Source organism: Micrococcus sp. KT16 (assembly GCF_003315015.1).
Lineage (GTDB): Bacteria > Actinomycetota > Actinomycetes > Actinomycetales > Micrococcaceae > Micrococcus > Micrococcus luteus.
Map to the genome: position 1 here is coordinate 225,237 of NZ_QNRG01000004.1, position 22,377 is coordinate 247,613.

Here is a 22,377-nt window from a genome sequence, read left to right on the forward strand (position 1 = left end):
GATCTGGAGACCCCATGTCCTTCGCAGATCTCATCACCGCCGTGAACGACGTCATCTGGTCCCCGGCCCTGATCTGGCTCTGCCTGATCGTCGGCCTCTACTTCACCATCCGGACCATGTTCCTGCAGTTCGTGAACATCCCGGACATGGTGAAGCAGCTCCGCGAGGGCCAGGACTCCGCGGACGGCACCTCGTCCCTCCAGTCCCTCATGATGTCGCTCGCCGGCCGCGTCGGCATGGGCAACATCGGCGGCGTCGCCACGGCCATCGCGTTCGGCGGCCCCGGCGCCGTGTTCTGGATGTGGGTCATGGCCCTGCTCGGTGCCGCCACGTCCTTCATCGAGTCCACGCTCGGCCAGATCTACAAGGAGCGCGACCCGGACACCGGCGAGTACCGCGGCGGCCCGGCGTACTACTTCGAGAAGGCCTACAAGCACACGGCCGCCGCCCCCGCGTTCAAGGTGTACGCCATCCTGTTCGCCGTCGTCACCGTCTTCGCCACCAGCTACTTCCTGCCGGGCGTGCAGGCCAACGGCGTGGCCGCGGCCGTGGGCGAGGCGTGGGCCGTGCCCGCCTGGGTCGTGGCCCTGGCCATGGTCATCCTGCTGGCCTTCATCGTCCTGGGTGGCGTGAAGCGCATCGCGACGTTCGCCGTCTACGTGGTGCCCGTGATGGCCGTGCTGTACATCATCCTCGCGCTGATCGTGCTGTTCCTGAACTTCGACCAGATCCCCGAGGTCTTCGGCTCCATCTTCGCCAGCGCGTTCGGCGTGCACGCCGTCTTCGGCGCGATCCTCGGCCTCGCCATCCAGTGGGGCGTGAAGCGCGGCGTCTACTCCAACGAGGCCGGCCAGGGCACGGGCCCGCACGCCGCCGCGGCCGCCGAGGTCTCGCACCCGGCCAAGCAGGGCTTCGTGCAGGCGTTCGCCGTCTACATCGACACGCTCTTCGTCTGCTCGGCCACCGCGTTCATCATCATCTCCACGGGCGCCTACCGGGTGTACTCGGACGAGGCCGGCTCCGGCCTGCTGTTCGAGGGCATCGTCTCGCCGACGGCCTCCGAGGGCCCGGCCTTCGTCCAGACCGGCTTCGACGCCGTGTTCTCCGGCTTCGGTCCCACGTTCGTGGCCGTGGCCCTGGCGTTCTTCGCCTTCACCACGATCGTGGCGTACTACTACATGGCCGAGGTCAACCTCGTGTACCTCACGCGCAACCTGCGCAACGGCATGGTCCGCCGCGTCGTGCTGCGCTTCCTGCAGGCCCTGATCCTCGTGTCGGTGGCCTACGGCGCCGTCGCCACCACCGGTGCGGCCTGGGGCCTCGGCGACATCGGCGTGGGCTCCATGGCCTGGCTGAACATCCTCGGCATCCTCGTGCTGCAGGGCCCGGCCCTCAAGGCCCTCAAGGACTACCGCGCACAGAAGCGCCAGGGTCTCGACCCGCAGTTCGACCCGCGCCCGCTCGGCATCCGCAACGCCGAGTTCTGGGAGCACCGCGCCGACGGCCTGATCACCCAGGGCGTCGCCGGCACGGCCGAGCACCCGATCGTCGCCGACGGCGGCGCCCACCGCGCCTGACGGACCGGCGGGGCTGGGCCCTCCCCGCCCCACCACGACGACGGCCCGGACACCGCCAGCGTCCGGGCCGTCGTCGTGCGCGGCAGGTCAGAAGAGCTGGCGCAGGTTCGCCTTGGCGAGGTCGAGCAGCTTGGTGCCCTTGCCGTCGAGGACGGTGCGCATGGCGTAGAGCGCGAAGCCCTTGGCCTGCTCGAACTCGATGCTCGGCGGGATCGTCAGCTCCTGACGCTCGGTCTTGACCACCAGCAGCGCCGGCCCGTCGTGGGCGAGGAACTCGCGCATCACCGCGGGCAGGTCCGTCGTGTGGTCCGCGCGGAAGCCCTTGATGCCGACCGCCTCCGCGAGCGCCGCGAAGTCCGGGTTCTCCAGGCCCGTCCCGTAGGGGACGAACCCGGCGGCCATCATCTCGAGCTCCACGAAGTTCAGTGAGTCGTTGTCGAACACGAGCGTCTTCACGGGCAGGTCGTTCTGCACGAACGACAGCAGCTCGCCGAGCATCATGGCCAGCCCGCCGTCGCCGGCCATCGCCACCACCTGGCGGGTGGGGTCGACCGCCTGGGCGCCGACCGCCTGGGTGACCGCGTTGGCCATGGAGCCGTGGGACAGGGAGCCGATGATCCGGCGGCGCCCGTTCATCGTCAGGTACCGGGAGGCCCAGATCACGGGGGAGCCGACGTCGGGCAGGAACACCGCGTCGTCGTCGGCCAGCTCGTCGAGGAGGCGGGCCACATACTGCGGGTGCACGCGTCCGCGTCCCGGGGAGGCCAGCTGGTCGAGGTCCTTGCGGGTCTTGGCGTAGTGCTTGAGCGCCTTGTCCAGGAACGCCGACGACGAGTTCCCGCGCAGCAGCGGCAGCAGGGCCTGGGCCGTCTCCTTCACACCGCCCACGAGCGGCACGTCCACGGCCACCCGCCGGCCGATCTGCTCGCCGCGCACGTCCACCTGGATGACCGTGGCGTCCTCGGGGTAGAACTGCCGGTACGGCAGGGAGGAGCCGAGGATCAGCAGCGTCTCGGCCTCCTTGAGCGCGTGGTAGCCGGAGGCGAAGCCGAGCAGGCCGGTCAAGCCGACGTCATACGGGTTGTCGTACTCGATCCGGTCCTTGCCGCGCAGAGCGTGGACGATCGGGGCCTGCAGCCGTTCCGCCAGGGCCACGACCTCGTCGTGGGCGCCGGCCGCACCCGCGCCGGCCAGGATGGTGATCCGCTTGGACGAGTCCAGGGCCTCGGCGGCCTCGCGCAGCACGGAGTCCGCCGGGATGACGCGGGACGGCGTGTGACGGATCACCTCGGGCTTCGCGGAGAGCTCGGTGAGGGCCACGTCGCCCGGGATCACGAGCACGGCCACGCCCCGCTGCTCGACGGCGGCCCGCATCGCGGTGCGCAGCATGCGGGGCATCTGGTCCGCCGAGGAGACGTGCTCCACGTAGACGGAGCACTCGCGGAACAGGTCCTGCGGGTGGGTCTCCTGGAAGTAGCCCGAACCGATCTCCGCCGACGGGATGTGCGCGGCGATCGCGAGCACCGGGGTGCGGGAACGCTGCGCGTCGAACAGGCCGTTGATCAGGTGGAGGTTGCCCGGACCGCACGAGCCCACGCAGACCGCGAGCTCGTCCGTGAGCTGGGACTCGGCGGAGGCGGCGAAGGCCGCGGTCTCCTCGTGCCGGGTGTGCACCCACTGGATGCCGCCGTGGGAGCGCAGGGCCTCGGTCAGCCCGTTGAGGGAGTCCCCGGGCACGCCGTACATGCGGCGCACGCCCGAGGCGTGGAGGGTCTCGACGATGTTCTGGGCGACGGTGGCCACGGTGGAACCTCTCTCTGGTCGGGAGGCGCCCGGGCCGGTTCGGCAGGGGCGCGGCATTCCCTTCCACGCTAGGGGTCGAGGTCCAGGCCCGGGGAGGGTCGGCCGCCCGCAGGGGGCGTCCGGCCTGGTCAGCGCAGCAGGTCGCGCTCGACCCAGCGCAGCAGGGACTCGCCCGCCCGCTCGTGGATGTCGTCGGCGTCGCCGATGCCGCGTTCGGCGAGGATCGCCGCCGTCACCACGCCGTAGGGCTTCTCGGGGACGCCGTCGGCGGGCCGCACGTCCATGTGCTCCACGGCCAGTCCGCGCTCGTGCAGCCGGTCGGCCATGGCGTAGTCACTGCGCGAGTCGCCCGCGGTGAGCCAGCGTTCGGGCACCGGGGTGCCCGCCTGTGCCAGCAGGTCGAAGCAGCGCTCGACGCCCAGGTCCTTGCCGGAGGAGCGGTGCTCGACGTCCACCGAGATCACCGAGGGGGCCACGCGCACCTCCTCGGCGAGTCCGCGCTCGGCGAGCAGGTCCTCGACGCCCGCGGCGACGTCGTCGCGCACCCGCTCGTACTCCGTCTGGTCCGCGCCCACCGTCTTCTCGAGGGAGACCATGGCCAGCTTGGTGCGGTCGATGAACTGCAGGTCCCCGGCGCGCTCATCATTGAGGGCCCAGATCGCGTCACGGGTGTCCGCGTCGATGGCCATGTCCGGGTCGGTGCGGAGCCAGTCCGGGGCGGTGCCGTCCACGGTGACGTCGGGCAGGTCCCCGGAGGGCACCGCGGAGAACGGGAACCACACGGCGCCCTTCTCGCAGATCGCGTGGAAGGGAGCGTCGTCCGGGAGGCCCGCGTCCCGCAGCGGGGCGATCACGCTGTGCAGGAGGAAGTCCGTGGAGCGGCCCGTGTTGAAGCCGACCGGCACCCCGCGCCGCGCGAGGCGGACGAGCACGTCGATGATCCCCTCCGGCACGGTCCGGGTCTCGGTGGAGGCCACGGGGCCGTCCACGTCCAGCAGGAGTCCGATCGGGGAGGAGGTGCGCATGCCCCCACCCTAGGCCGCGGTGGCCCGTGCCCGCGATGGGCCCGGCGGCTACGCTGACCCTGAGACCCGCCCCGCCCGGGGCGCACCCCCGACGATCACCCCACGGGAGCACCCATGAGCACCGCCACCGACCTCGGCCCGTCCCGCAGCCCCTTCGGCCCCGACGCCGCGGCGCGCGTCCCCAGCTCGGGGACGGGGCTGTCCTCGACGGGCGGCCGGGTGGCCATGCTCGTGGTCGTGATCCTCGCGGTCGTGGCCGCGTTCCTGGGCTCCGGCGTCGTCGGCGGCCTGACCCCCGTGGCCGAGGCCGCGGGCGGCTGGCTCGGCCCGGACGCCACCTGGGTGTCCCCGGCGACCCCCGCGTTCGGCATCTGGTCCGTGATCTACGCGGGCCTGCTGGCGTACGCCGTGTGGCAGTTCCTCCCTGCGGCCCAGTCTGCCCGCCACGACCGCCTGCGACCGTGGATCCTGGTCTCGGTGCTGCTCAACGCCGCGTGGATCTGGACGGTGCAGGCCGGGCTGCTGGGGCTGAGCGTCGTGGTGATCGCGTTGCTGCTGGCGTGCCTGGCGCGGATCCTGGTGCTCCTCGAATCCGTCCGCGCGCACAGCTGGGGTGAGCGGATCCTCCTGGACGGGGTGCAGGGCCTGCATCTGGGCTGGGTCTCGATCGCCGCCGTGGCGAACCTGGCCGCGTGGCTGGCCTCGACCGGCGTCGTCGGCGATCCGGGGCAGTCGTCCCTCTGGGCGAAGGTGATGCTCGTGGTGGCCGTGCTGATCGGCGCGTTCACTGCCGTGTACAACGGCGGCCGCCCGGCTCCGGCGTTCGCGCTCGCGTGGGGTCTGGTGTGGATCGGCGTCGGCCGTGCGGACGGCACGGGGCTGCTCTCGGGCAGCCTCGCCCTCCTGGCGTGGGGCGGCGCCGCGATCGTCCTGCTGTGCTGGCTGGCCGCGCTGCTGCTCTCCCGCCGGTCCGCGACGGGCGAGGCCCGCGACCTCGTCCTCGACGCCCTCGACGGCGGCGGTGACCCCATCGACGGCCGCCGCTGACCCAGCCATCGTTGACGGAACGGGAACCGATGCTGTCGTGACGTGCAGCAACCCCTGTGCCTCCCCCATGCGATGATGTGGTGATCCGAAGGCCCCGCCCCACGGCGGGGCCTTCGTCATGTCGTCATCGATCCTCGAGGAGTCCCCATGCCCCCACGCCTCCGCGGGCGCGCCAGTCTGGCCGCCATCGCGCTGTCCGCCCTGCTGCTGACCGGCTGCACCCCCTCCGAGCCGGCCGAAGCCGGCACCCCCTCCGCTGGTGACGGCGGAGCCCCCTCCGCCCAGCCCGTCGTGGCCCAGCCGTCGAGCACGCTCGAGGCCGGCGATCCCGCGACCGTCGTCCGCGTGGTCGACGGCGACACCATCGTGGTGCGCAGAGACGGGCAGGAGGAGACGGTCCGGCTGCTGAACATCGACACCCCGGAGACGAAGCATCCGAACAAGGCCGTGCAGTGCCTGGGGCCGGAGGCCACGGAGGCGCTCGAGACACTCCTGCGCCCCGGTGACGACGTGGTGCTGCGCTACGACCTGGAGCGCACGGACAAGTACGGTCGCACGCTGGCCGGGGTCTTCGAAGACGAGATGCTCGTGAACGCGGAGATCGCCCGGCTGGGCCTTGGCGTGCCCGTGGTCTTCGAACCCAACCGCCGCTTCTACCCGGAGGTCTTGGCGGCCTGGAATGAGGCCGAGGGGGAGCAGGCAGGCCTGCACCAGCCGGACCTCGCGTGCTCCCTGCCGATCATCACGGACGCTGCGGTCGCGGCCGCGGAGCCCGATGAGACCCTGATCGGGGAGCTCGCCACGGTGCTCGCCGTTGTCGCCGCCGGCGAGCAGCCGTGGATGGAGGCCCACTACAGGGACGAGCTGGACCGCGTGCAGCGCGTCGTGGACGACCACCGCCGGCGCGCTGACGAGGCGGCCGAGCAGGCGCGCGAGGCGGAGCGGCAGGCCGACCAGAAGGCCGCCGCGGAGCGCAAGGCCGCGGCGGAGCAGGCTGCGGCCGAGGAGGCCCGGGCGGCTGAGGCTGCGCGGGAGGCGGAGGAGGCTCGGGCAGCTGAGGCTGCGCGGGAGGCGGAGGAACAGTCCGCGGCGGAAGCGGAGGCTGCTGAGGCCCGCGCTGCGGAGGAGGCGGCAGCTGAGGCCGTCGAGTCGCGTGCCGAGGAGACGGAGGTGAGCAACTGGGCCGACACGTCGTCCAGCGGCTCCGGCTCGAACTCGAACAAGGCACCCAACCGCTGCTACGCCCCGGGTGGCGAGACGTTCGAGTACTGCGGCGACGAGGAGTCGTCGTCGGACTCCACCGTCGAGGCGGCCACATCCGGCGACACGGGTTCGGTGGCTGGGTCGGGCGGGGTGTGCCCGGACGGTTACCCCGTGAAGGCGAACGGCAACTCGGGCATCTACCACGTGCCCGGCCAGCAGCACTACGGCAAGACCAACGCGCGCAACTGCTACGCCTCCGCCGCCGCGGCGCAGGCCGCCGGCTACCGCGCTGCCAAGCGCTGACAGCCTGCGGGGCGACCCCTGCCGCCCATGCGATGATGGGCCGATCCGAAGGCCCCGCCTCACGGCGGGGCCTTCGTCGTGTCCCCGTCCCTTCCCCTCCAGGATCCTCGTGTCCCTTGCCCGTCTGCGCGCGGCGCTCCCCACTGCTGCGCTGTCCCTGCTCCTGCTCACCGGCTGCACCGCCACCGACGACGGCGTCATCCCGGCGAGCACCGAGGGCGACATGGTCACGGTCGAATCGATCTCAGACGGCGACACGATCCGCGTGACCCTCGGCGAGGTGTCCACGCGGGTGCGCCTGCTCAACATCGACACCCCCGAGACCCACCACCCCTCGAAGCCGGTCGAGTGCATGGGCCCGGAGGCGACGGCGGCGCTGAAGTCGATGATCAGCCCCGGCGACACGGTGGTGCTGCGGTACGACCGCCGGCTCCACGACCGCTATGACCGCCTCCTCGCCGGCGTGTACGCGCACGGCGTCCTGGTCAACGCCGAGATGGCCCGCCTGGGCTACGGCGAGCCGGCGGTCTTCGACGGCAACGACCGTTTCCTGCCCGAGGTCGAGGCGGCGTGGGAGCAGGCCCGGGCGAACGGCGTCGGCAGGTTCTCCGGGGAGTGCGGCACCGCGGCCGAGCCCATCCCGGAGGCGGCCCCGGCCCCCGCCCCGGAGGCGGCCCCGGCCCCCGAAGCCGCCCCCGCGTCCGGCGACGCGGGACCGGTACGCGGAGCCGACTCCGTGTGCCCGGACTCCCACCCGATCAAGGCCAACGACAACTCGGGCATCTACCACATACCCGGTCAGCAGCACTACGGCAGGACCAACGCGCGCCACTGCTACGCCTCCGCCGCCGCGGCCCGGGCGGACGGCTACCGCGCGGCCCGGCGCTGAGGGCCCCGCGCACCACGACGGCCGCCCACCTCGCCAGGTGAGCGGCCGTCGTCGTCCGTGCGGAACGTGCGCTCGGCGCTGCGCCGGGTGCGGTCAGCGGCCCTCGTGGACGGCCCGCAGCTCGTAGCCGCGCTCCTCCAAAGTCGTCTGCTTCTCAACGCGCTTCTCCACGCCGGCCACGTCCTTCGGGGGCAGCTGCACCCGAGCCTCGGCGGGCAGGCCGGCCTCGAGCTGGAGGGCACGCTCCACCTCAGTGTCGACCTCCAGGCCGAGCAGCAGCACGATGTTGAAGATCCACAGGGCGAACAGCAGCGCCATGATCGTGCCGATCGCGCCGTACGCCGAGTAGCCGGCGAACTGCGTGAAGTACACGGACAGGGCCACCGCGGCCAGCACCATGCCCACCAGCGCCACGATGTTGCCGGGGCCGAAGAGGTGGAAACGCGGCTTCTGGACGTTCGGTGTGGTGTAGTACAGGGTCGCGATCAGCACCAGCAGGATCACGACGACGACGGGCCACTTCACCCACGCCCACACCGGCAGGAACGTGTCCGAGAGGAAGTTCACCACGCCGGTCATGCCGAGCGGCCCGGCGATCGGCTGGAGGAAGCCGTCCACGAGCGAGCGGTTCAGCGCCAGCGAGATCAGCACGACCGCGATGCCCACGATCAGGATGAGCGTGGTGAGCAGGTTGGTCAGCGTCAGCTTCACCAGGCCGCGGCCCTCCTCGTAGCCGTACACCGTGTTGGCCGAGCGGTTGAACGCCTTCACGTACGCAGAGGCGGACCACAGGGCGGTCGCGATGCCGATGATGAGGGCGACGATCCCGCCGCCTGAGCCGGCCGAGTCGCTCATGGTGGTCACCAGGTTCGTGACGAGCGGCTGGTAGTCGCTCGGGACCAGGCCGGTCAGCTGCCCCAGCAGATCGTCGATGGCCCCGCGGTTGGAGGCGAGCACGAGGGACAGGAGGGAGAACACGGCCAGCAGCGAGGGGGCCAGCGAGAGCACCAGGTAGTAGGTGAGCTTCGCGGCCAGGTCGGTGCCGCCGTCGTTGCCGAACTCCTTGAGCGCGCGCGTGAGCGCGTACTTCCAGCCGGCGCCGTCGAGCTTCACGCCCTTGAGCCTCTCGGCACGCTGGTCGGGATCGATCTTCGCGGCCTCCAGGGTCGCGTCCACAGGATGAATGGCCACGTCGGTCCTCTCGCGCTCGGGGCAGGGTGGGGATCGGGCCCCACGGTAGCGGACGGGTGCCCCATCCGTCCCGGCCGGAGCGGCGCTGGGCCGCGGACCCGGGCGATCAGCACTCGATGACGTTCACGGCCAGGCCGCCGCGTGAGGTCTCCTTGTACTTGGACTTCATGTCCGCGCCGGTGTCGCGCATGGTCGTGATGGCCTGGTCCAGGGTCACCCGGTGCGAGCCGTCCCCGAGCAGCGCCAGCCGGGCCGCGTTGATGGCCTTCACGGACGCGATCGCGTTGCGCTCGATGCACGGCACCTGGACGAGGCCGCCCACGGGGTCGCACGTCAGCCCGAGGTTGTGCTCGATCCCGATCTCGGCCGCGTTCTCCACCTGGTCCACGGTGCCGCCGAGCACGGCGCACAGCGCGCCCGCCGCCATGGAGCAGGCCGAGCCGACCTCGCCCTGGCAGCCGACCTCGGCGCCGGAGATGGAGGCGTTGCGCTTGTACAGGATGCCGATAGCCGCCGCGGTGAGCAGGAACTCGACCACCTTGTCGTCCCGCTCCTGCTGCGTGGCGTCCTCGGGGAGCACGAAGCGCATGTAGTAGAGCATGACGGCCGGGATGATGCCCGCGGCACCGTTCGTGGGCGCGGTGACGATGCGCCCGCCCGAGGCGTTCTCCTCGTTCACCGCGAGCGCGAAGAGGTTGACCCACTCCATGGCCCACATGGGGTCGGTGCGATTGGTGGTCTGCAGCAGGTGCTCCCGCAGCGCGGGGGCCCGACGGCGGACCTTCAGTCCGCCGGGCAGGATCGGCTCGGTGCGGGTCACGCCGTTGTGGACGCATTCCTCCATGACGGCCCAGATGGCCAGCAGCTGGGTGCGCAGCTCGTCGAGGTCGTGGCGGGTGGCCTCGTTGGCGAGCATGAGCTCCGCGATGCTCAGGCCCGCCTCGTGGCAGCGGGCGGCGAGCTCGGCGCCCGTGGAGAAGGGGTACGGTTCGCCGGTGTCGCCGTCGTCGGTGCGGTTGACGTCCTTGGTGGCGTCCAACTCGGCCTCGAGCTCGTCCGAGGTGACCACGAAGCCGCCGCCCACGGAGTAGTAGTCGCGGGTGTGAAGCTGTTCGCCGGCGTCGTCGTAGGCGGTCAGACGCATGCCGTTCGGATGCCCGGGCAGGGACTCGCGCATGTGCAGCGTCAGGTCGCCCTGCCGGTCGAAGGCGATCTCGTGGCGCCCGTCCAGGGGCAGCCGACCGCCCGTGACGATCTCCTCCACGAGCCCGGTGCAGGCGTCCGGGTCGATGGTCTCGGGGTCCTGGCCGGCCAGGCCGAGCAGCACCGCGGTGTCCGAGCCGTGGCCCACGCCGGTGGCCGCCAGCGAGCCGAACAGCTCGGCGTGCACGCGGGCGGCGCGCCCGAGGACGCCGCGCTGGCCCATGCTGTCCGTGAAGCGGCGGGCGGCGCGCATGGGACCCACGGTGTGGGACGAGGACGGGCCGATGCCGATCGAGAACAGGTCGAGGACGCTGAGCGCCATGCAGTGCTCCTAGGGTGCGAGCGGGACGCGCGGCGGCTGGGGGTGGGGGCCGGACGCGCGGAGCCGGGTGATCCGGTGCAGACCAGACTAGGGGCACGGGGCCCTGCAGGCCATGGGGTCGCGGGTCGAGGTCCGCGGTGCTCTCCGGCCCGTCGCCCGCCGCACGGACCGGAGCCGGGAGCGCTCAGAGGATGTTGTCCTTGGACTCCTCCACCTGCGCGGCCGCGCGGAACGCCGTCAGGTCACGCAGATACTCGTCCGCGTGGGGGAACACGGGCCCCTGCCCGGCCACGAGCATGACCCCCTCGAGGGGCTCGAACCGGGAGCGGCCCGCGTGGATGTCCTCGCCGGCGTCGACCAGGGTGCGCAGCTGCCACCATGTGGGGGCCATCAGGTTGACCTCGCCGGCCCGGAAGCGGCGCAGCAGCTCGGCGGGGGACGCCCAGCCGTGGCTGGCCGCCTCGGAGGACATCCGCTCGGGGGACTGGCCCTGCGGCAGGTGGACGGCGAAGAAGAACGTGTCGTAGCGGCGCGGGCCCCCGTGCGGGGTGATCCACCGGGACCACGGCACGAGCGCGCCGGCGTCGGGGCGCAGCCCCTCGCGGTCGAGCAGCTCCCCGAAGTCCACCTCGTGGCGCTCGACGGCGTCGCGCAGCTCGTCGGGGAACGCGGCCACCCGGGCCGGGTCCACGGGGGTGCCGGTGACGGCGTCCCGGGCCAGGAGCACTCCGGTCTCCTCGAACGTCTCGCGGACGGCGGCGGCCAGCACGCGGCCGGCGCCCTCGGCGGGGTCGAGCTCCGTGAGGGTGCCGTGGGCGTCCACGGGCTCGTGCGGCAGCCCCAGGCGCCGGCCCCAGTCGGCCAGATCCGTGCCCTCCCACAGCCGGTCCGGCAGGTCGTCCGCGGGGTCCACACGGCCGCCGGGGAAGGCCGTGGCGTGGGCGCTGAAGGCCATGGTCCCGGCGCGGCGGACGGTGAACACCGAGGTCTCGCCGCCGGCCCCGGGCCGGACCAGCACGAGGGAGGAGGCGGGCACCGCCGGGACCCGGGGCCGGTCCTCGGCGGCCGGCGGCTCGGCGGGCGGGGCGGCGGGGCTCACGGTGCCTCCTCGGTTCGGGCGATCATGGTCCGGACGCACGGGCCGACGACGGCGGCCCCGGCCGCTCCCGCGCGGGGGTCATGCGGCCCGGACGTGCGCGGACCCGTAGTCTGTAGCGTAAGTCACCGCGCTCGGGGCGGAGGCCCCGGGGCGAGACCGCGACCCAAGGAGGAGAGGCCGTGAAGATCCTGGTGCTGGCCAAGCAGGTGCCGGACACGTGGCAGGAGCGTGAGCTGAGCCTGGAGACCGGCTGGGTGGTGCGCGACGGCGCGGCCGAGCCCGTGCCGGACGAGATCAGCGAGCGCGTCATGGAGGTCGCCCTGGGCTGGCGGGACGCCGGCGCGGACATCGAGGTCGTGGCCCTGACGGTGGGCCCCGAGGACTCCTCGAAGACCCTGCGCAAGATGCTGGCCATGGGCGCGGACTCCGCCGTGCAGATCACCGACGACGCACTCGTCGGCTCGGACGCCGTGCAGACGGCTCGCGTGATCGCCGCGGCCGTCGAGAAGGAGGGCGCCGACCTCGTGCTCGCCGGCACGCTGTCCACGGACGGCGGCACCGGCGTGGTGCCGGCCATGGTCGCCGAGCTCCTGGACCGGCCCTACCTGCCGCACGCCGAGGCCCCCGAGCTGACCGACGGCGAGCTGACCGGCACCGTGGCGACCTCGGACGCGGACGTACGCGCCGCCGTCGCCCTGCCCGCCGTGGCGAGCCTGACGGAGAAGACCGCCGAGCCGCGGTTCCCGAACTTCAAGAACATCATGGCGGCCAAGAAGAAGCCGCTCACCGTGCTGTCCCTGGCCGACCTCGGCATCGCCGCGGGCCCGGCCGAGGCCGCCTACCGCTCCGTGATGGTCTCGGCGGACACGCGTCCCGAGCGCGCCGCGGGCGAGAAGATCACCGACGACGGCACCGCCGCCGAGCGGCTGGTGGAGTTCCTCGCGGGTCGGGGGCTCGTGTGAGCGCGAACGTGGAGGAGACCGAGATGACGACGCAGACCGACGCCGCGAACAGCGGTCAGACCGTGCTGGTGCACGCCGAGATCGGCGCGGACGGCGCGCTCCGCCCGGTCGTGGCCGAGCTGCTCGGCGCGGCCGCCACCGTGGGCGTGCCCGAGGCCGTCCTCGTGACCGATGCGGAGGGCAGGGACGCCGCCGTCGCCCGGCTGGGGGAGTACGGCGCCACGCGCGTCCACGTCCTCGTGGCCGACGACGCCGCCACCACCCTCGGCGACGCCGCCGTGCAGGCCCTCGCCGCCGCGGCCGCCCGCACCGCGCCCGTGGCCGTGCTGCTCTCCGGCAGTCCTGAGTCCCGCGCGGTGGCCGGCCGCCTGTCCGTCCGCGCCCGCGGCCCCGTCTGCGCGGATGCCGTGGGGCTGCGCTGGGCCGACGACGAGGTCATCGCCCGCCACTCCGTGTTCGGAGGCGACTACCTCAGCGAGTCCACCGGCGAGGGCGGCCCCCGGATCATCACCATGCGCCCCGGCGCCGTCGCGGACCGGGCCCCGGCCGTCGAGGCGCCCGAGGTCGTGGAGCTGGCCGCCGCCGAGCTGGGCCCGGTGACCGCCGGCGCCCGGGTGCTCGAGGTGAGCGCCCGCACGCAGAACTCCGCCCGTCCGCCGTTGCGCGGCGCCAAGACCGTCGTCGCCGGCGGACGCGGCGTGGGCTCCGAGGAGGGCTTCGCGATCGTCGAGCAGCTCGCCGACGAGCTCGGCGCCGCCGTGGGCGCCTCGCGTGCCGCCGTCGACTCCGGCTACACCGCGGCCGAGCGCCAGGTGGGCCAGACCGGCGTGATCGTGTCCCCGAACCTGTACATCGCCCTCGGCATCTCCGGCGCCATCCAGCACCTGGCCGGCATGAAGACCGCCAAGACCATCGTGGCGATCGACAAGAACGAGGACGCCGAGATCTTCGAGCACGCCGACTTCGGCGTGGTCGGGGACATCTTCCAGGTGGTCCCGCAGGTCATCGAGCAGCTGCGCACCCGCCGCGGCTGAACCGGTGCGGGCGCGGTCCGCTGCGGACCGCGCCCCTCGGACGAGGAGAAGCATGCCCAAGCAGCGAATGGCCGGCTACGTCCCCCTGAAGGGCGCCCCGGCCGAGACCGAGCCCGCCCCCGCCCCGGCGCAGGACACCACGACGGCGGCCCCCGCCTCGGCCGCGGCCGCCGTCCCGGTGGCGCCGACCGCGCCGACGTCGGGCCTCACGCCCCTGTCCGCGCGACGCCGCATGGCCGGGTACGTCCCGTTCGCCCGCGAGGCCGAGTGGCTCGGCGGCGCCCCCGCCCCGGCCGCGGGATCGATCCCGGCCGCCGCCCCGGCGCGGTCCGTCGCGCCCGAGCCGATCGCCGCCTCGGCGTCCCCGACGCGGGCCCCCGCACCCGCGGAGACCGAGCCCGTCGTGCCGGACGTGGCGGCCGTCGTCGCCTCCGCGACCGGTGCGCCGGCCGCGGCCGGGGTGGGCGCTCCCGTGGAGTCCGACCTCGTGCCGCTCGCGAAGCGGCGACGCATGGCCGGGTACGTGCCGTTCGCCCGGGAGGGGGAGTGGTTCACCGAGCTCGCCGCCGTGGGCGGCCCCACCGCGCCGGAGATGGTGGCGCAGGAGGTCGTCGCCGAGCCGGCCACCGCCGAGCCCGCCGCCGCGGAGCCGGCCGATGCGGAACCGGCCGTCGCCGCCCCCGTGGCCGCGGCGCCGGCTGCGGAGCCGGCTCCCACCGCGCCGGACACCCGTTCGGCCCCGCCGGCCTCCACCGCGCAGCCGCCCCGGGCCGCCCCCGGGGCCGCCACCGGCACGCCCGCTCGGGCCGCGGAGACGGACGCCGCCGAATCCGCCGCCCCGTCCCGCCTGCGCAAGGCGCTGCCGGCGGTGGCCGGCGTCGTCGTGCTGGCGCTGCTCGCAGTGCTGGCCGGACGCTGGCTGCGGAGCCTCGACCCGGTGGCGGACTTCATCGCGACCTACGACGGGCACCCGGTCCTGCCCGAGGGCACCCCCGAGGGGATGCCCTGGTGGATGGGCTGGCAGCACTTCCTGAACATGTTCCTGATGGTGCTGATCATCCGGACGGGCCTGCAGATCCGTCACGAGACGCGGCCTCCGGCCAACTTCACTCCGACGAAGGACGGCCTGTTCTCCGCGCGGGGCAACACCCCGAAGAAGTTCTCGCTCACCATCTGGACGCACCAGGCCCTCGACGCGCTGTGGCTGCTCAACGGCGTGATCTTCGTGGTGCTGCTGATCGTCACCGGCCACTGGGCGCGGATCGTGCCCACGGACCCGCACGTGTTCCAGCACGCCCTGTCCGCCGGCATCCAGTACCTGTCCCTGGACTGGCCCACGGAGAACGGCTGGGTGCACTACAACGCGCTGCAGATGCTCTCCTACGCGCTGGTGGTGTTCGTGGCCGCCCCGCTCGCCGCCCTCACGGGCTGGCGCATGTCCTCGTGGTTCCCCACGGAGGCCAAGGGACTGAACAAGGCGTTCCCCATGGAAGTGGCCCGCAAGGTGCACTTCCCGGTGATGGTCTTCTTCGTGGCGTTCATCGTGGTGCACGTGTTCCTCGTGGCCTTCACGGGCCTGCTGACGAACTTGAACCACATGTACACCTCGCGGGGCGGTGCCACCGACGCGTGGGGCCTCGTGGTGTTCCTCGTGAGCGTGGCGGTCACCGCCGCCGCGTGGTTCTTCCTGAAGCCCGCCTTCACGGCCCCCGTGGCCTCCCGGTTCGGCACCGTGGGCCGCTGAGCCGGCCGCACGACGACGGCCCCTCCTCCTCCCACCGGGACTTTCGAACGTGATCTCGGGGGAATGAGCGCTTTCGAACGTGAGATAGGCCCTTTCTCACGTTCGAAAGCGCTCGGGCGCTCGGGCGGGCGGGGCGTCAGCTCCGGGTCGCGCGGAAGGTGACCTGCACCTGGACCATCGGCTTGTCGGCCACGGGGACGCCGTCGGCGCCGACCGGCACGAGGTCCACCTCCACGAGGCGCAGGGACCGGCCGGCGTGTCGCACCCGTGTGAGGGCGACCATCTCGCCGTGGCCGGGGCGCACGAACACCACGTGCACGGCCTGGACGTCGTAGCGCACGCGGTCCGGCATGGCCGCCTGCGCGGCGATGACCGCCCGCAGCGTCATGGCCCCGCCGTGGACCGCGCCCGACGGGTTGGCCAGCTCCGGCTTCGGGGCGAAGCGGGCGCCCGCGGTCGCCGCGGCGGCGACGGCGGGGCGCGCGTCCGGATCGGCCGTCGGCAGCGACTCGGGGCGGGCGGCCAGCAGCCCCGGCATGGGCACGCGGGTCTCGGCCCCGCGGGGCAGCCGTCCGGCGGCGACGAACTCGGCCATCCGCTCCGGCGCTCCGGCCGGCACCGACTGGAACCAGCCGGTCGCCTCGACCACGCGACGCCCGTCCGCGTCCTCGAGCCACGCCCGGGCCACGCCGCCGCCGGCATCCCAGGCCAGCGGGCGGGTCCAGCACTCCAGCAGCGGGCCGTCCTCGTCCCCGGCCGTGACGGCCACGGCGTCGAAGGCGGGCAGCGGGCCGAGCACGTTGATCTGCAGCTCGGTGGTGACCACGGTCTCGATGTCCCGTGCCGCGTGGTGCACGGCCACCGCCGTGGCGTTGTCCATGATCACGGTGGCCGCCGCACCGGTGGGCCGGCCGTCCAGGTCGAGGCACCACGGGCCGACCTCGAACGCGGCCGGGTTGAGGGCACCGTCCCGCTCGGTCATCAGCGCGTGGCGGCGGATGCCGAACAGCTGTTCCGTGCGGCCGGAGGCGTGGGAGCGGGGGCCGGTGGGCGAGTCCGCGGTGGGGCTGGTGGTGGTCTGCACGGGGAGCACGCTAGCCCACGGCCCGGCGTCGACACGGCAAATCATTGGATGTCCTATTATCATGGTGACGACAGTCACACCCTGTCGCCGCCCGCGGTGTCACCCCCGCCTCACCCCGTCGTGGACCGCCCGCGCGGCCGGACCGAGCCCCAGGAGGACGAACCCATGTTCCCCATCACCGATGACCAGAAAGCCCTGGTCGACGCCGTCCGCGACTTCGCCGAGCAGCGCGTCGCCCCGCACGCCCTCGACTGGGACGCCGAGAAGCACTTCCCGGTGGACGTCCTCGCCGAGGCCGGCGAGCTCGGCCTGGGCGGCATCTACGTGGGGGAGGAGCACGGCGGCACCGGCCTGGAGCGCACGGACGCGATCCTGATCTTCGAGGAGCTCGCGAAGGCGGACCCGGCCTTCGCCGCCTACATCTCCATCCACAACATGGTGGCCTGGATGATCGACTCCTTCGGCAGCGACGAGCAGCGCGCCCGCTGGATCCCCGATCTCGTGGGCATGGCGCACCTGGCCAGCTACTGCCTGACCGAGCCCGGCGCCGGCTCGGACGCGGCCGCGCTGAAGACCCGCGCCGTCCGCGACGGCGACCACTACGTCCTCAACGGCGTCAAGCAGTTCATCTCCGGCGCCGGCGCGTCCGACTGCTACGTGGTGATGTGCCGCACCGCGGACACGGGCGCCCGGGGGATCTCCGCCGTCGTGGTCCACAAGGACACCCCCGGCCTGTCCTTCGGCCCCAACGAGAAGAAGATGGGCTGGCACACCCAGCCCACGCGCCAGGTGATCTTCGAGGACGTCCGCGTGCCCGTGGCCGACCGCCTCGGCGAGGAGGGCGACGGCTTCCGCATCGCCATGAAGGGCCTCAACGGCGGCCGCCTGAACATCGGCGCCTGCTCGATCGGCGGCGGCCTGGCCGCCCTGGACAAGGCCACCCGCTACCTCAAGGAGCGCAGCGCGTTCGGCGAGCCGCTCACCACCAAGCAGGCCCTCGTCTTCGAGCTGGCGGACATGTCCGTGAAGCTGGAGACCGCCCACACGATGCTCATGCGCGCCGCGGACGCCCTGGACCGCAACGACCCGGACACCGTGCGCCTGTGCGCCATGGCCAAGCTCGTGGCCACCGAGTCCGGCTACGAGGCCGCCGACACCGCCCTGCAGCTGCACGGCGGCTACGGCTACCTGCACGAGTACGGCGTGGAGAAGCTCGTCCGGGACCTGCGCGTCCACCGGATCCTCGAGGGCTCCAACGAGATCATGCGCATGATCGTGGGTCGCGGCCTGATCGGCTGACGCCGGGGGGCCCGCACGGTCGCCCCCACAGCACGGCGCCCCGCGGTCACCACACGTGACCACGGGGCGCCGTCCGTCGGGGCGGGCTCAGCCGAGCTGCAGCGGGTCCACCCCGGTCACGGGCTCGAAGTGCCCAGCCACGTCCTCGGCCGAGACGTCCTCGAGCCGGGCCGGACTCCACGCCGGATCCTTGTCCTTGTCCACGAGCAGCGCACGGATGCCCTCGGCCATGTCCGGCTCGCGCATCAGGTGGGTGCCGATCGTGAACTCCTGACGCAGCGCGTCGGCCACGGTCAGGTCCGCCCCGCGTGCGGCCAGCCGGCGCTGGGCCTCGTGGGCCACGGCGACGGCGGTCGGGGACTTGGTGCGGATGGCCTCGGCGGCCTGCCCCGCGGCCTCGGCATGCTCCCCGCCCGCGGCGGCGCGCTCGTCCAGGGCGGCGAGGACCTCGGCGGCCGACTCCCGGCCGTAGGCGTCCTCGATCCACTCCCGGCCGGCCACCAGCGCGGACGCGGGCCGTGCGTCCTCGGCCACCGCGAACCGGGCCAGCACCTCGTCGGCGGCGGCGAAGGCGGCGTCGTCGCGCGCGCCCGCGTCCGCGGCCGAGCCGAGGGCGCCGAGCGCCGCGGCGAGGGCCTGCTCGAGCTCGTCCAGCCGGGCGGACTCCACGAAGACGTCCGCCAGGCCCAGGGCCACCGCGTCGGACCCGGAGGCGTGCGCCGAGGTCGCGGCCAGGTGCCGGCCCGCCTGGAAGGGCGCGCGGGCGAGGTGGAAGGAGCCGCCGACGTCGGGGGTGAACCCGATCGCCGTCTCGGGCATGCCGGCGCGCGTCCGCTCGGTGGCCACGCGGTGCGAGCCGTGCGCGGACACGCCCATGCCGCCGCCCAGGACGATGCCGTCCATGAAGGCCACGTACGGCTTGGGGTAGGTGGCGATGCGCTCGTTCATCGCGTACTCGTCGCGGAAGAACTCCTCGGCCTCCGCGAACCGCCCGGCCAGGAGCGAGGAGCGCAGGGAGACGACGTCACCGCCGGCGCACAGTCCCTTCTCCCCGGCGCCGCGGATCAGCACGCCGCGCACGGCGGGGTCCGCGGCCCAGTCGGTCAGGGCCGCGTCGATCGCCCGGACCATGTCCTGCGTCAGCGCGTTCAGGGCGCGCGGACGGTTCAGCGTGATGCGGCCGAGGCCGTCGCGGACCTCGAGGAGCACCTCGTCCGCCGCCCCGTCCCGTGCGGCCGTGGGGGCCGTCGTCGCCGTGGTCTGCGCGCCGCTCATCGGTGCTGCCACCGCGCCTCGCGCTTGGCCGCGAACGCGTCCATGCCCTCCTTCTGGTCCGCCGTGGCGAACGCGGCGTGGAACACGCGGCGCTCGAAGGCGATGCCCTGGGTGAGCGTGGTCTCGAACGCGGCGTTGACGGCCTCCTTGGCCATCCAGGAGGCCGGCTTGGACTTGGACGCGATGGTCGCGGCCACCTCCAGCGCCTCCTCGAGGGCCTTCTCGTCGGCCACCACGCGGGAGACGAGCCCGATGCGCTCGGCCTCCTCCGCCCCGATCATGCGGCCGGTGAGGATCATGTCCATGGCCTTCGCCTTGCCCACGGCGCGGGTCAGGCGCTGGGAGCCGCCCATGCCGGGGATGACGCCGAGGTTGATCTCGGGCTGGCCGAACTTCGCGCCCTCGCCGGCCACGAGCACATCGGCCATCATGGCCAGCTCGCAGCCGCCGCCGAGGGCGTAGCCGGTCACGCACGCCACGATGGGGGTGCGGGCACGGGTGAGCCCGTCCCAGCCGGCGAACCAGTCGGCCGCGTACATCTCGGAGAACTCCTTGGTGGCCATCTCCTTGATGTCCGCGCCGGCGGCGAACGCCTTGGGGGAGCCGGAGAGCAGGATCGCCCCGATCTCCGGGTCGGTGTCCAGCTCCTGCACCGCCGCGACGACAGCACGCATCGTCGCCTCGTTCAGCGCGTTCAGGGCCTTCGGCCGGTTCAGGCGGATGTGGCCGACCCGGCCCTGCCGCTCCACGATGATCGGCGACTCGGCGCCGTCCGGGGTGGTCTGCTCGCTCATGCCTCGCTCCTGTCCGTGTGTGATGCTCGGATGTCCTCGATGATGCCGGAAAAGTCGCGGGCGGCGCCTTCTCCGGCGGCGTACTCGGCGTATTTGGCCTGCGCGAGGCGCCCCAGGTCGGCCGCCACGCCCTGCTCGTCCAGGGCCGCGAGCGCGAGCCCGAGGTCCTTGGCCATCAGGGCGCCGGCGAAGCCGGGCTGGAAGTCCCGGTTCGCGGGGGAGCCGGGGACGGGGCCAGGCACCGGGCAGTTGGTGGTCAGGGACCAGCACTGCCCGGAGGCCTTGCTCATCACGTCATACAGGGCCTGGTGCTGCAGGCCCAGGCGCTCGCCCAGGACGAAGGCCTCGGCGACGGCGATCTGCGTGACCCCCAGCACCATGTTGTTGCAGATCTTCGCGGCCTGGCCCAGGCCGGCGGCCCCGCAGTGCACGATCCGCGCGCCCATGACCTCGAGCAGCGGCAGCACCTCGGCGTACACCTCGTCCGAGGCGCCCACCATGAAGGCGAGGGTGCCGGCCTCGGCGCCCACCTGGCCGCCCGAGACCGGCGCGTCGGCCGCCCGCATGCCCGCCGCCTCCGCCGCCGCGGCCGCCTCGCGGGCCTCGGCGACGTCGATGGTCGAGCAGTCCAGGAACACGGTGCCGGGGCGGGCGGCGGCGAGCAGGCCGCCGTCGCCGTCCTCACCCCGGTAGACGTCCAGCACCAGGCGTCCGTGGGGGAGCATGGTCAGCACGACGTCGGCCGCCGCGGCCGCCGCGGCCGTGTCCGTGACGGTCTCGACGCCGGCCGCGCGGGCCTTCTCGAGGGCCTCGGGGACGAGGTCGAAGCCGAGCACGCGGTGGCCCGCGGCGGCGAGGTTGGCGGCCATGGGGCCGCCCATGTGGCCGAGGCCGAGGAACAGAACGGTGGTCATGGGGTCCTCCTGGTCGGGACGGGCTGCGGGGCGGTCACGAGCCGGCCGGCATCACGAAGCTGGCGCCCTCGCGCACGCCGGAGGGCCAGCGCGTGGTGACGGTCTTCGTCTTGGTGTAGAACTTCAGCCCGTCCGTGCCGTGCTGGTTCAGGTCGCCGAAGCCGGAGGCCTTCCAGCCGCCGAAGGTGTAGTAGGCGATCGGCACGGGGATCGGCACGTTCACGCCGACCATGCCGGTGTCCACGCGGGTGGAGAAGTCGCGGGCGGCGTCGCCGTCGCGGGTGAAGATGGCCACGCCGTTGCCGAACTCGTGCTCGTTCACGAGCGTGAGCGCCTCCTCGTAGTCCTTCGCGCGGACCACGGAGAGCACCGGGCCGAAGATCTCCTCGCGGTAGATGCTCATCTGCGGGGTGACGCGGTCGAACAGGGTGGCGCCCACGTAGAAGCCGTCCTCGTGGCCCTCGACGACGACGCCCCGGCCGTCCTCGACCAGTTCGGCGCCCGCCTCGACGCCGGCCGCGATGCAGCCCTCGATGCGTTCCTTCGCGTCCTTCGAGACGACGGGGCCGAAGTCCGAGGACGCCTCGAGCGACGGGCCGACCCTGAGGTCCTTCACGCGCTCGCGGAGCAGCGCGATCAGGCGGTCGGCGGTCTCCTCGCCGACCGGGACGGCCACGGAGATCGCCATGCAGCGCTCGCCGGCGGAGCCGAAGGCGGCGCCGACCAGGGCGTCGGCGGCCATCTCGAGGTCCGCGTCCGGCATGATCACGGCGTGGTTCTTGGCCCCGCCGAAGCACTGGGCGCGCTTGCCCATGCGGCCGGCGTGCGCGTAGATGGACTGCGCGATCGGGGTGGAGCCGACGAAGCCGACGGCCTTGACGCGCGGGTCCTCGATGAGCGCGTCCACGGCGGTCTTGTCGCCGTGGACCACGTTGAGGGCGCCGGCGGGCATGCCGGCCTCGAGGGCCAGCTCGGCCAGGCGCACCGGCACGGAGGGGTCACGCTCGGAGGGCTTGAGGACGAAGGCGTTGCCCGCCGCCAGGGCGATGCCGGCCTTCCACAGCGGGATCATCGCCGGGAAGTTGAAGGGCGTGATGCCCACGGCCACGCCGAGGGGCTGGCGGATGGAGTGCACGTCGATGCCGGTGCCCGCGTCGGCGGTGAACTCACCCTTGAGCAGGTGCGGGGCGCCCGCGGCGAACTCCACGACCTCGATGCCGCGCTGGATGTCGCCCTTGGCGTCCGGGACGGTCTTGCCGTGCTCCTGGGCGAGCACGGTGGCCAGCTCGTCCATGTTCTCGTTGATCAGGTCGACCCAGCGCAGCAGGATGCGGCCGCGGCGCTGCGGATTCAGCGTCGACCACGCGGCGAAGCCCTCCTCGGCGGAGGCCAGGGCGGCGTCGATCTCCTCGGCGGAGGCCAGCGGTACGCGGCCCGCCACGCTGCCCGTGGCCGGGTGGTAGACGTCGCTGTGCCGGCCGGAGGCGCCCTCGCGCCGCTCGCCGTGCACGAAGTGGGGGATCACGGGGGCGGTCTCGGTGGGCGCGATCTTCTCGGACATGGGGGCTCCTCGCGGGTCCAGGCGGATGGGCGGACGTCGTTGGGCGCC

The 22,377-nt window shown here is 73.3% G+C and carries 18 protein-coding genes; 8 read left to right on the forward strand and 10 right to left on the reverse strand.

Going from position 1 to position 22,377, the window contains the following annotated elements; genetic code table 11:
• Positions 1 to 14 precede the first annotated feature (14 nt).
• Positions 15 to 1,577, forward strand: coding sequence for a sodium:alanine symporter family protein (locus tag DE149_RS05785; RefSeq protein ID WP_113914130.1), 1,563 nt, complete (start codon positions 15 to 17; stop codon positions 1,575 to 1,577).
• A gap of 87 nt (positions 1,578 to 1,664) precedes the next feature.
• Here the strand turns inward: DE149_RS05785 and poxB are convergent, their stop codons facing one another.
• Together poxB and DE149_RS05795 are read right to left on the reverse strand one after the other, a co-directional pair.
• Entirely contained in the window at positions 1,665 to 3,380 is a 1,716-nt protein-coding gene (gene poxB, locus DE149_RS05790) for a ubiquinone-dependent pyruvate dehydrogenase (RefSeq protein ID WP_113914131.1), read from the reverse strand.
• 128 nt (positions 3,381 to 3,508) lie between these two features.
• The gene (locus DE149_RS05795; protein ID WP_087115037.1) at positions 3,509 to 4,405 is read right to left on the reverse strand and encodes a haloacid dehalogenase; all 897 of its coding nucleotides are present in this window, start codon (positions 4,403 to 4,405) and stop codon (positions 3,509 to 3,511) included.
• A 114-nt stretch (positions 4,406 to 4,519) separates the two neighbouring features.
• On the opposite strand from DE149_RS05795, the gene DE149_RS05800 reads away from it, so the two are divergent.
• The 3 genes from DE149_RS05800 to DE149_RS05810 all read left to right on the forward strand — a co-directional run bounded on the left by DE149_RS05800 (position 4,520) and on the right by DE149_RS05810 (position 7,847).
• A complete protein-coding gene (locus DE149_RS05800) occupies positions 4,520 to 5,452 on the forward strand; it encodes a tryptophan-rich sensory protein (protein WP_113914132.1) in 933 nt (310 codons plus the stop codon).
• Positions 5,453 to 5,599: 147 nt separating this feature from the next.
• The gene (locus DE149_RS05805) at positions 5,600 to 6,958 is read left to right on the forward strand and encodes a thermonuclease family protein (RefSeq protein WP_113914133.1); all 1,359 of its coding nucleotides are present in this window, start codon (positions 5,600 to 5,602) and stop codon (positions 6,956 to 6,958) included.
• Positions 6,959 to 7,067: 109 nt separating this feature from the next.
• Positions 7,068 to 7,847 (forward strand): thermonuclease family protein, encoded by a 780-nt coding sequence (locus tag DE149_RS05810; protein ID WP_113914134.1) that lies wholly within the window; start codon positions 7,068 to 7,070, stop codon positions 7,845 to 7,847.
• A gap of 93 nt (positions 7,848 to 7,940) precedes the next feature.
• On the opposite strand, the gene DE149_RS05815 is transcribed toward DE149_RS05810, so the two are convergent.
• The 3 genes from DE149_RS05815 to DE149_RS05825 form a co-directional block, all read right to left on the reverse strand.
• Complete coding sequence (locus DE149_RS05815; RefSeq protein ID WP_233490711.1) at positions 7,941 to 9,038, reverse strand: YihY/virulence factor BrkB family protein; 1,098 nt, start codon at positions 9,036 to 9,038, stop codon at positions 7,941 to 7,943.
• Between the two features lie 106 nt (positions 9,039 to 9,144).
• Complete coding sequence (locus DE149_RS05820) at positions 9,145 to 10,563, reverse strand: L-serine ammonia-lyase (protein WP_113914136.1); 1,419 nt, start codon at positions 10,561 to 10,563, stop codon at positions 9,145 to 9,147.
• Positions 10,564 to 10,747: 184 nt separating this feature from the next.
• The gene (locus DE149_RS05825) at positions 10,748 to 11,662 is read right to left on the reverse strand and encodes an NUDIX hydrolase (protein ID WP_113914137.1); all 915 of its coding nucleotides are present in this window, start codon (positions 11,660 to 11,662) and stop codon (positions 10,748 to 10,750) included.
• Positions 11,663 to 11,841: 179 nt separating this feature from the next.
• On the opposite strand from DE149_RS05825, the gene DE149_RS05830 reads away from it, so the two are divergent.
• Genes DE149_RS05830 through DE149_RS05840 form a run of 3 tightly spaced genes read left to right on the forward strand, consistent with a single transcriptional unit; the run spans position 11,842 to position 15,402 of the window.
• On the forward strand, positions 11,842 to 12,624 hold the full coding sequence (locus DE149_RS05830; protein WP_113914138.1) for an electron transfer flavoprotein subunit beta/FixA family protein: 783 nt from the start codon (positions 11,842 to 11,844) through the stop codon (positions 12,622 to 12,624).
• Positions 12,621 to 13,658 (forward strand): electron transfer flavoprotein subunit alpha/FixB family protein, encoded by a 1,038-nt coding sequence (locus DE149_RS05835; protein WP_069941917.1) that lies wholly within the window; start codon positions 12,621 to 12,623, stop codon positions 13,656 to 13,658. The genes DE149_RS05830 and DE149_RS05835 overlap by 4 nt, the downstream gene beginning before the upstream one ends.
• Before the next feature lie 52 nt (positions 13,659 to 13,710).
• Positions 13,711 to 15,402, forward strand: a complete 1,692-nt coding sequence (locus DE149_RS05840; protein ID WP_233437063.1) for a cytochrome b/b6 domain-containing protein — start codon at positions 13,711 to 13,713, stop codon at positions 15,400 to 15,402.
• Between the two features lie 136 nt (positions 15,403 to 15,538).
• Here the strand turns inward: DE149_RS05840 and DE149_RS05845 are convergent, their stop codons facing one another.
• Entirely contained in the window at positions 15,539 to 16,486 is a 948-nt protein-coding gene (locus DE149_RS05845) for a PaaI family thioesterase (protein WP_113914156.1), read from the reverse strand.
• 165 nt (positions 16,487 to 16,651) lie between these two features.
• Between DE149_RS05845 and DE149_RS05850 the strand changes: the two genes are divergently transcribed.
• Positions 16,652 to 17,785 carry an acyl-CoA dehydrogenase family protein gene (locus DE149_RS05850; RefSeq protein WP_113914140.1) on the forward strand — a complete coding sequence of 378 codons (1,134 nt, stop codon included), beginning with the start codon at positions 16,652 to 16,654 and terminating at the stop codon, positions 17,783 to 17,785.
• 87 nt (positions 17,786 to 17,872) lie between these two features.
• Here DE149_RS05850 and DE149_RS05855 read toward each other — a convergent pair whose 3' ends face one another.
• The 4 genes from DE149_RS05855 to DE149_RS05870 are packed head-to-tail and all read right to left on the reverse strand — an operon-like array spanning position 17,873 to position 22,329.
• Positions 17,873 to 19,060: an enoyl-CoA hydratase/isomerase family protein gene (locus DE149_RS05855; protein WP_113914141.1), complete on the reverse strand. Its 1,188-nt coding sequence runs from the start codon at positions 19,058 to 19,060 to the stop codon at positions 17,873 to 17,875.
• Positions 19,057 to 19,854 carry an enoyl-CoA hydratase gene (locus DE149_RS05860; RefSeq protein ID WP_113914142.1) on the reverse strand — a complete coding sequence of 266 codons (798 nt, stop codon included), beginning with the start codon at positions 19,852 to 19,854 and terminating at the stop codon, positions 19,057 to 19,059. Before DE149_RS05860 ends, DE149_RS05855 begins: the two co-directional genes overlap by 4 nt.
• Positions 19,851 to 20,768: a 3-hydroxyisobutyrate dehydrogenase gene (mmsB, locus tag DE149_RS05865; RefSeq protein ID WP_113914143.1), complete on the reverse strand. Its 918-nt coding sequence runs from the start codon at positions 20,766 to 20,768 to the stop codon at positions 19,851 to 19,853. Before mmsB ends, DE149_RS05860 begins: the two co-directional genes overlap by 4 nt.
• A 34-nt stretch (positions 20,769 to 20,802) precedes the next feature.
• Positions 20,803 to 22,329, reverse strand: a complete 1,527-nt coding sequence (locus DE149_RS05870; protein ID WP_113914144.1) for a CoA-acylating methylmalonate-semialdehyde dehydrogenase — start codon at positions 22,327 to 22,329, stop codon at positions 20,803 to 20,805.
• Between the last annotated feature and the right edge of the window lie 48 nt (positions 22,330 to 22,377).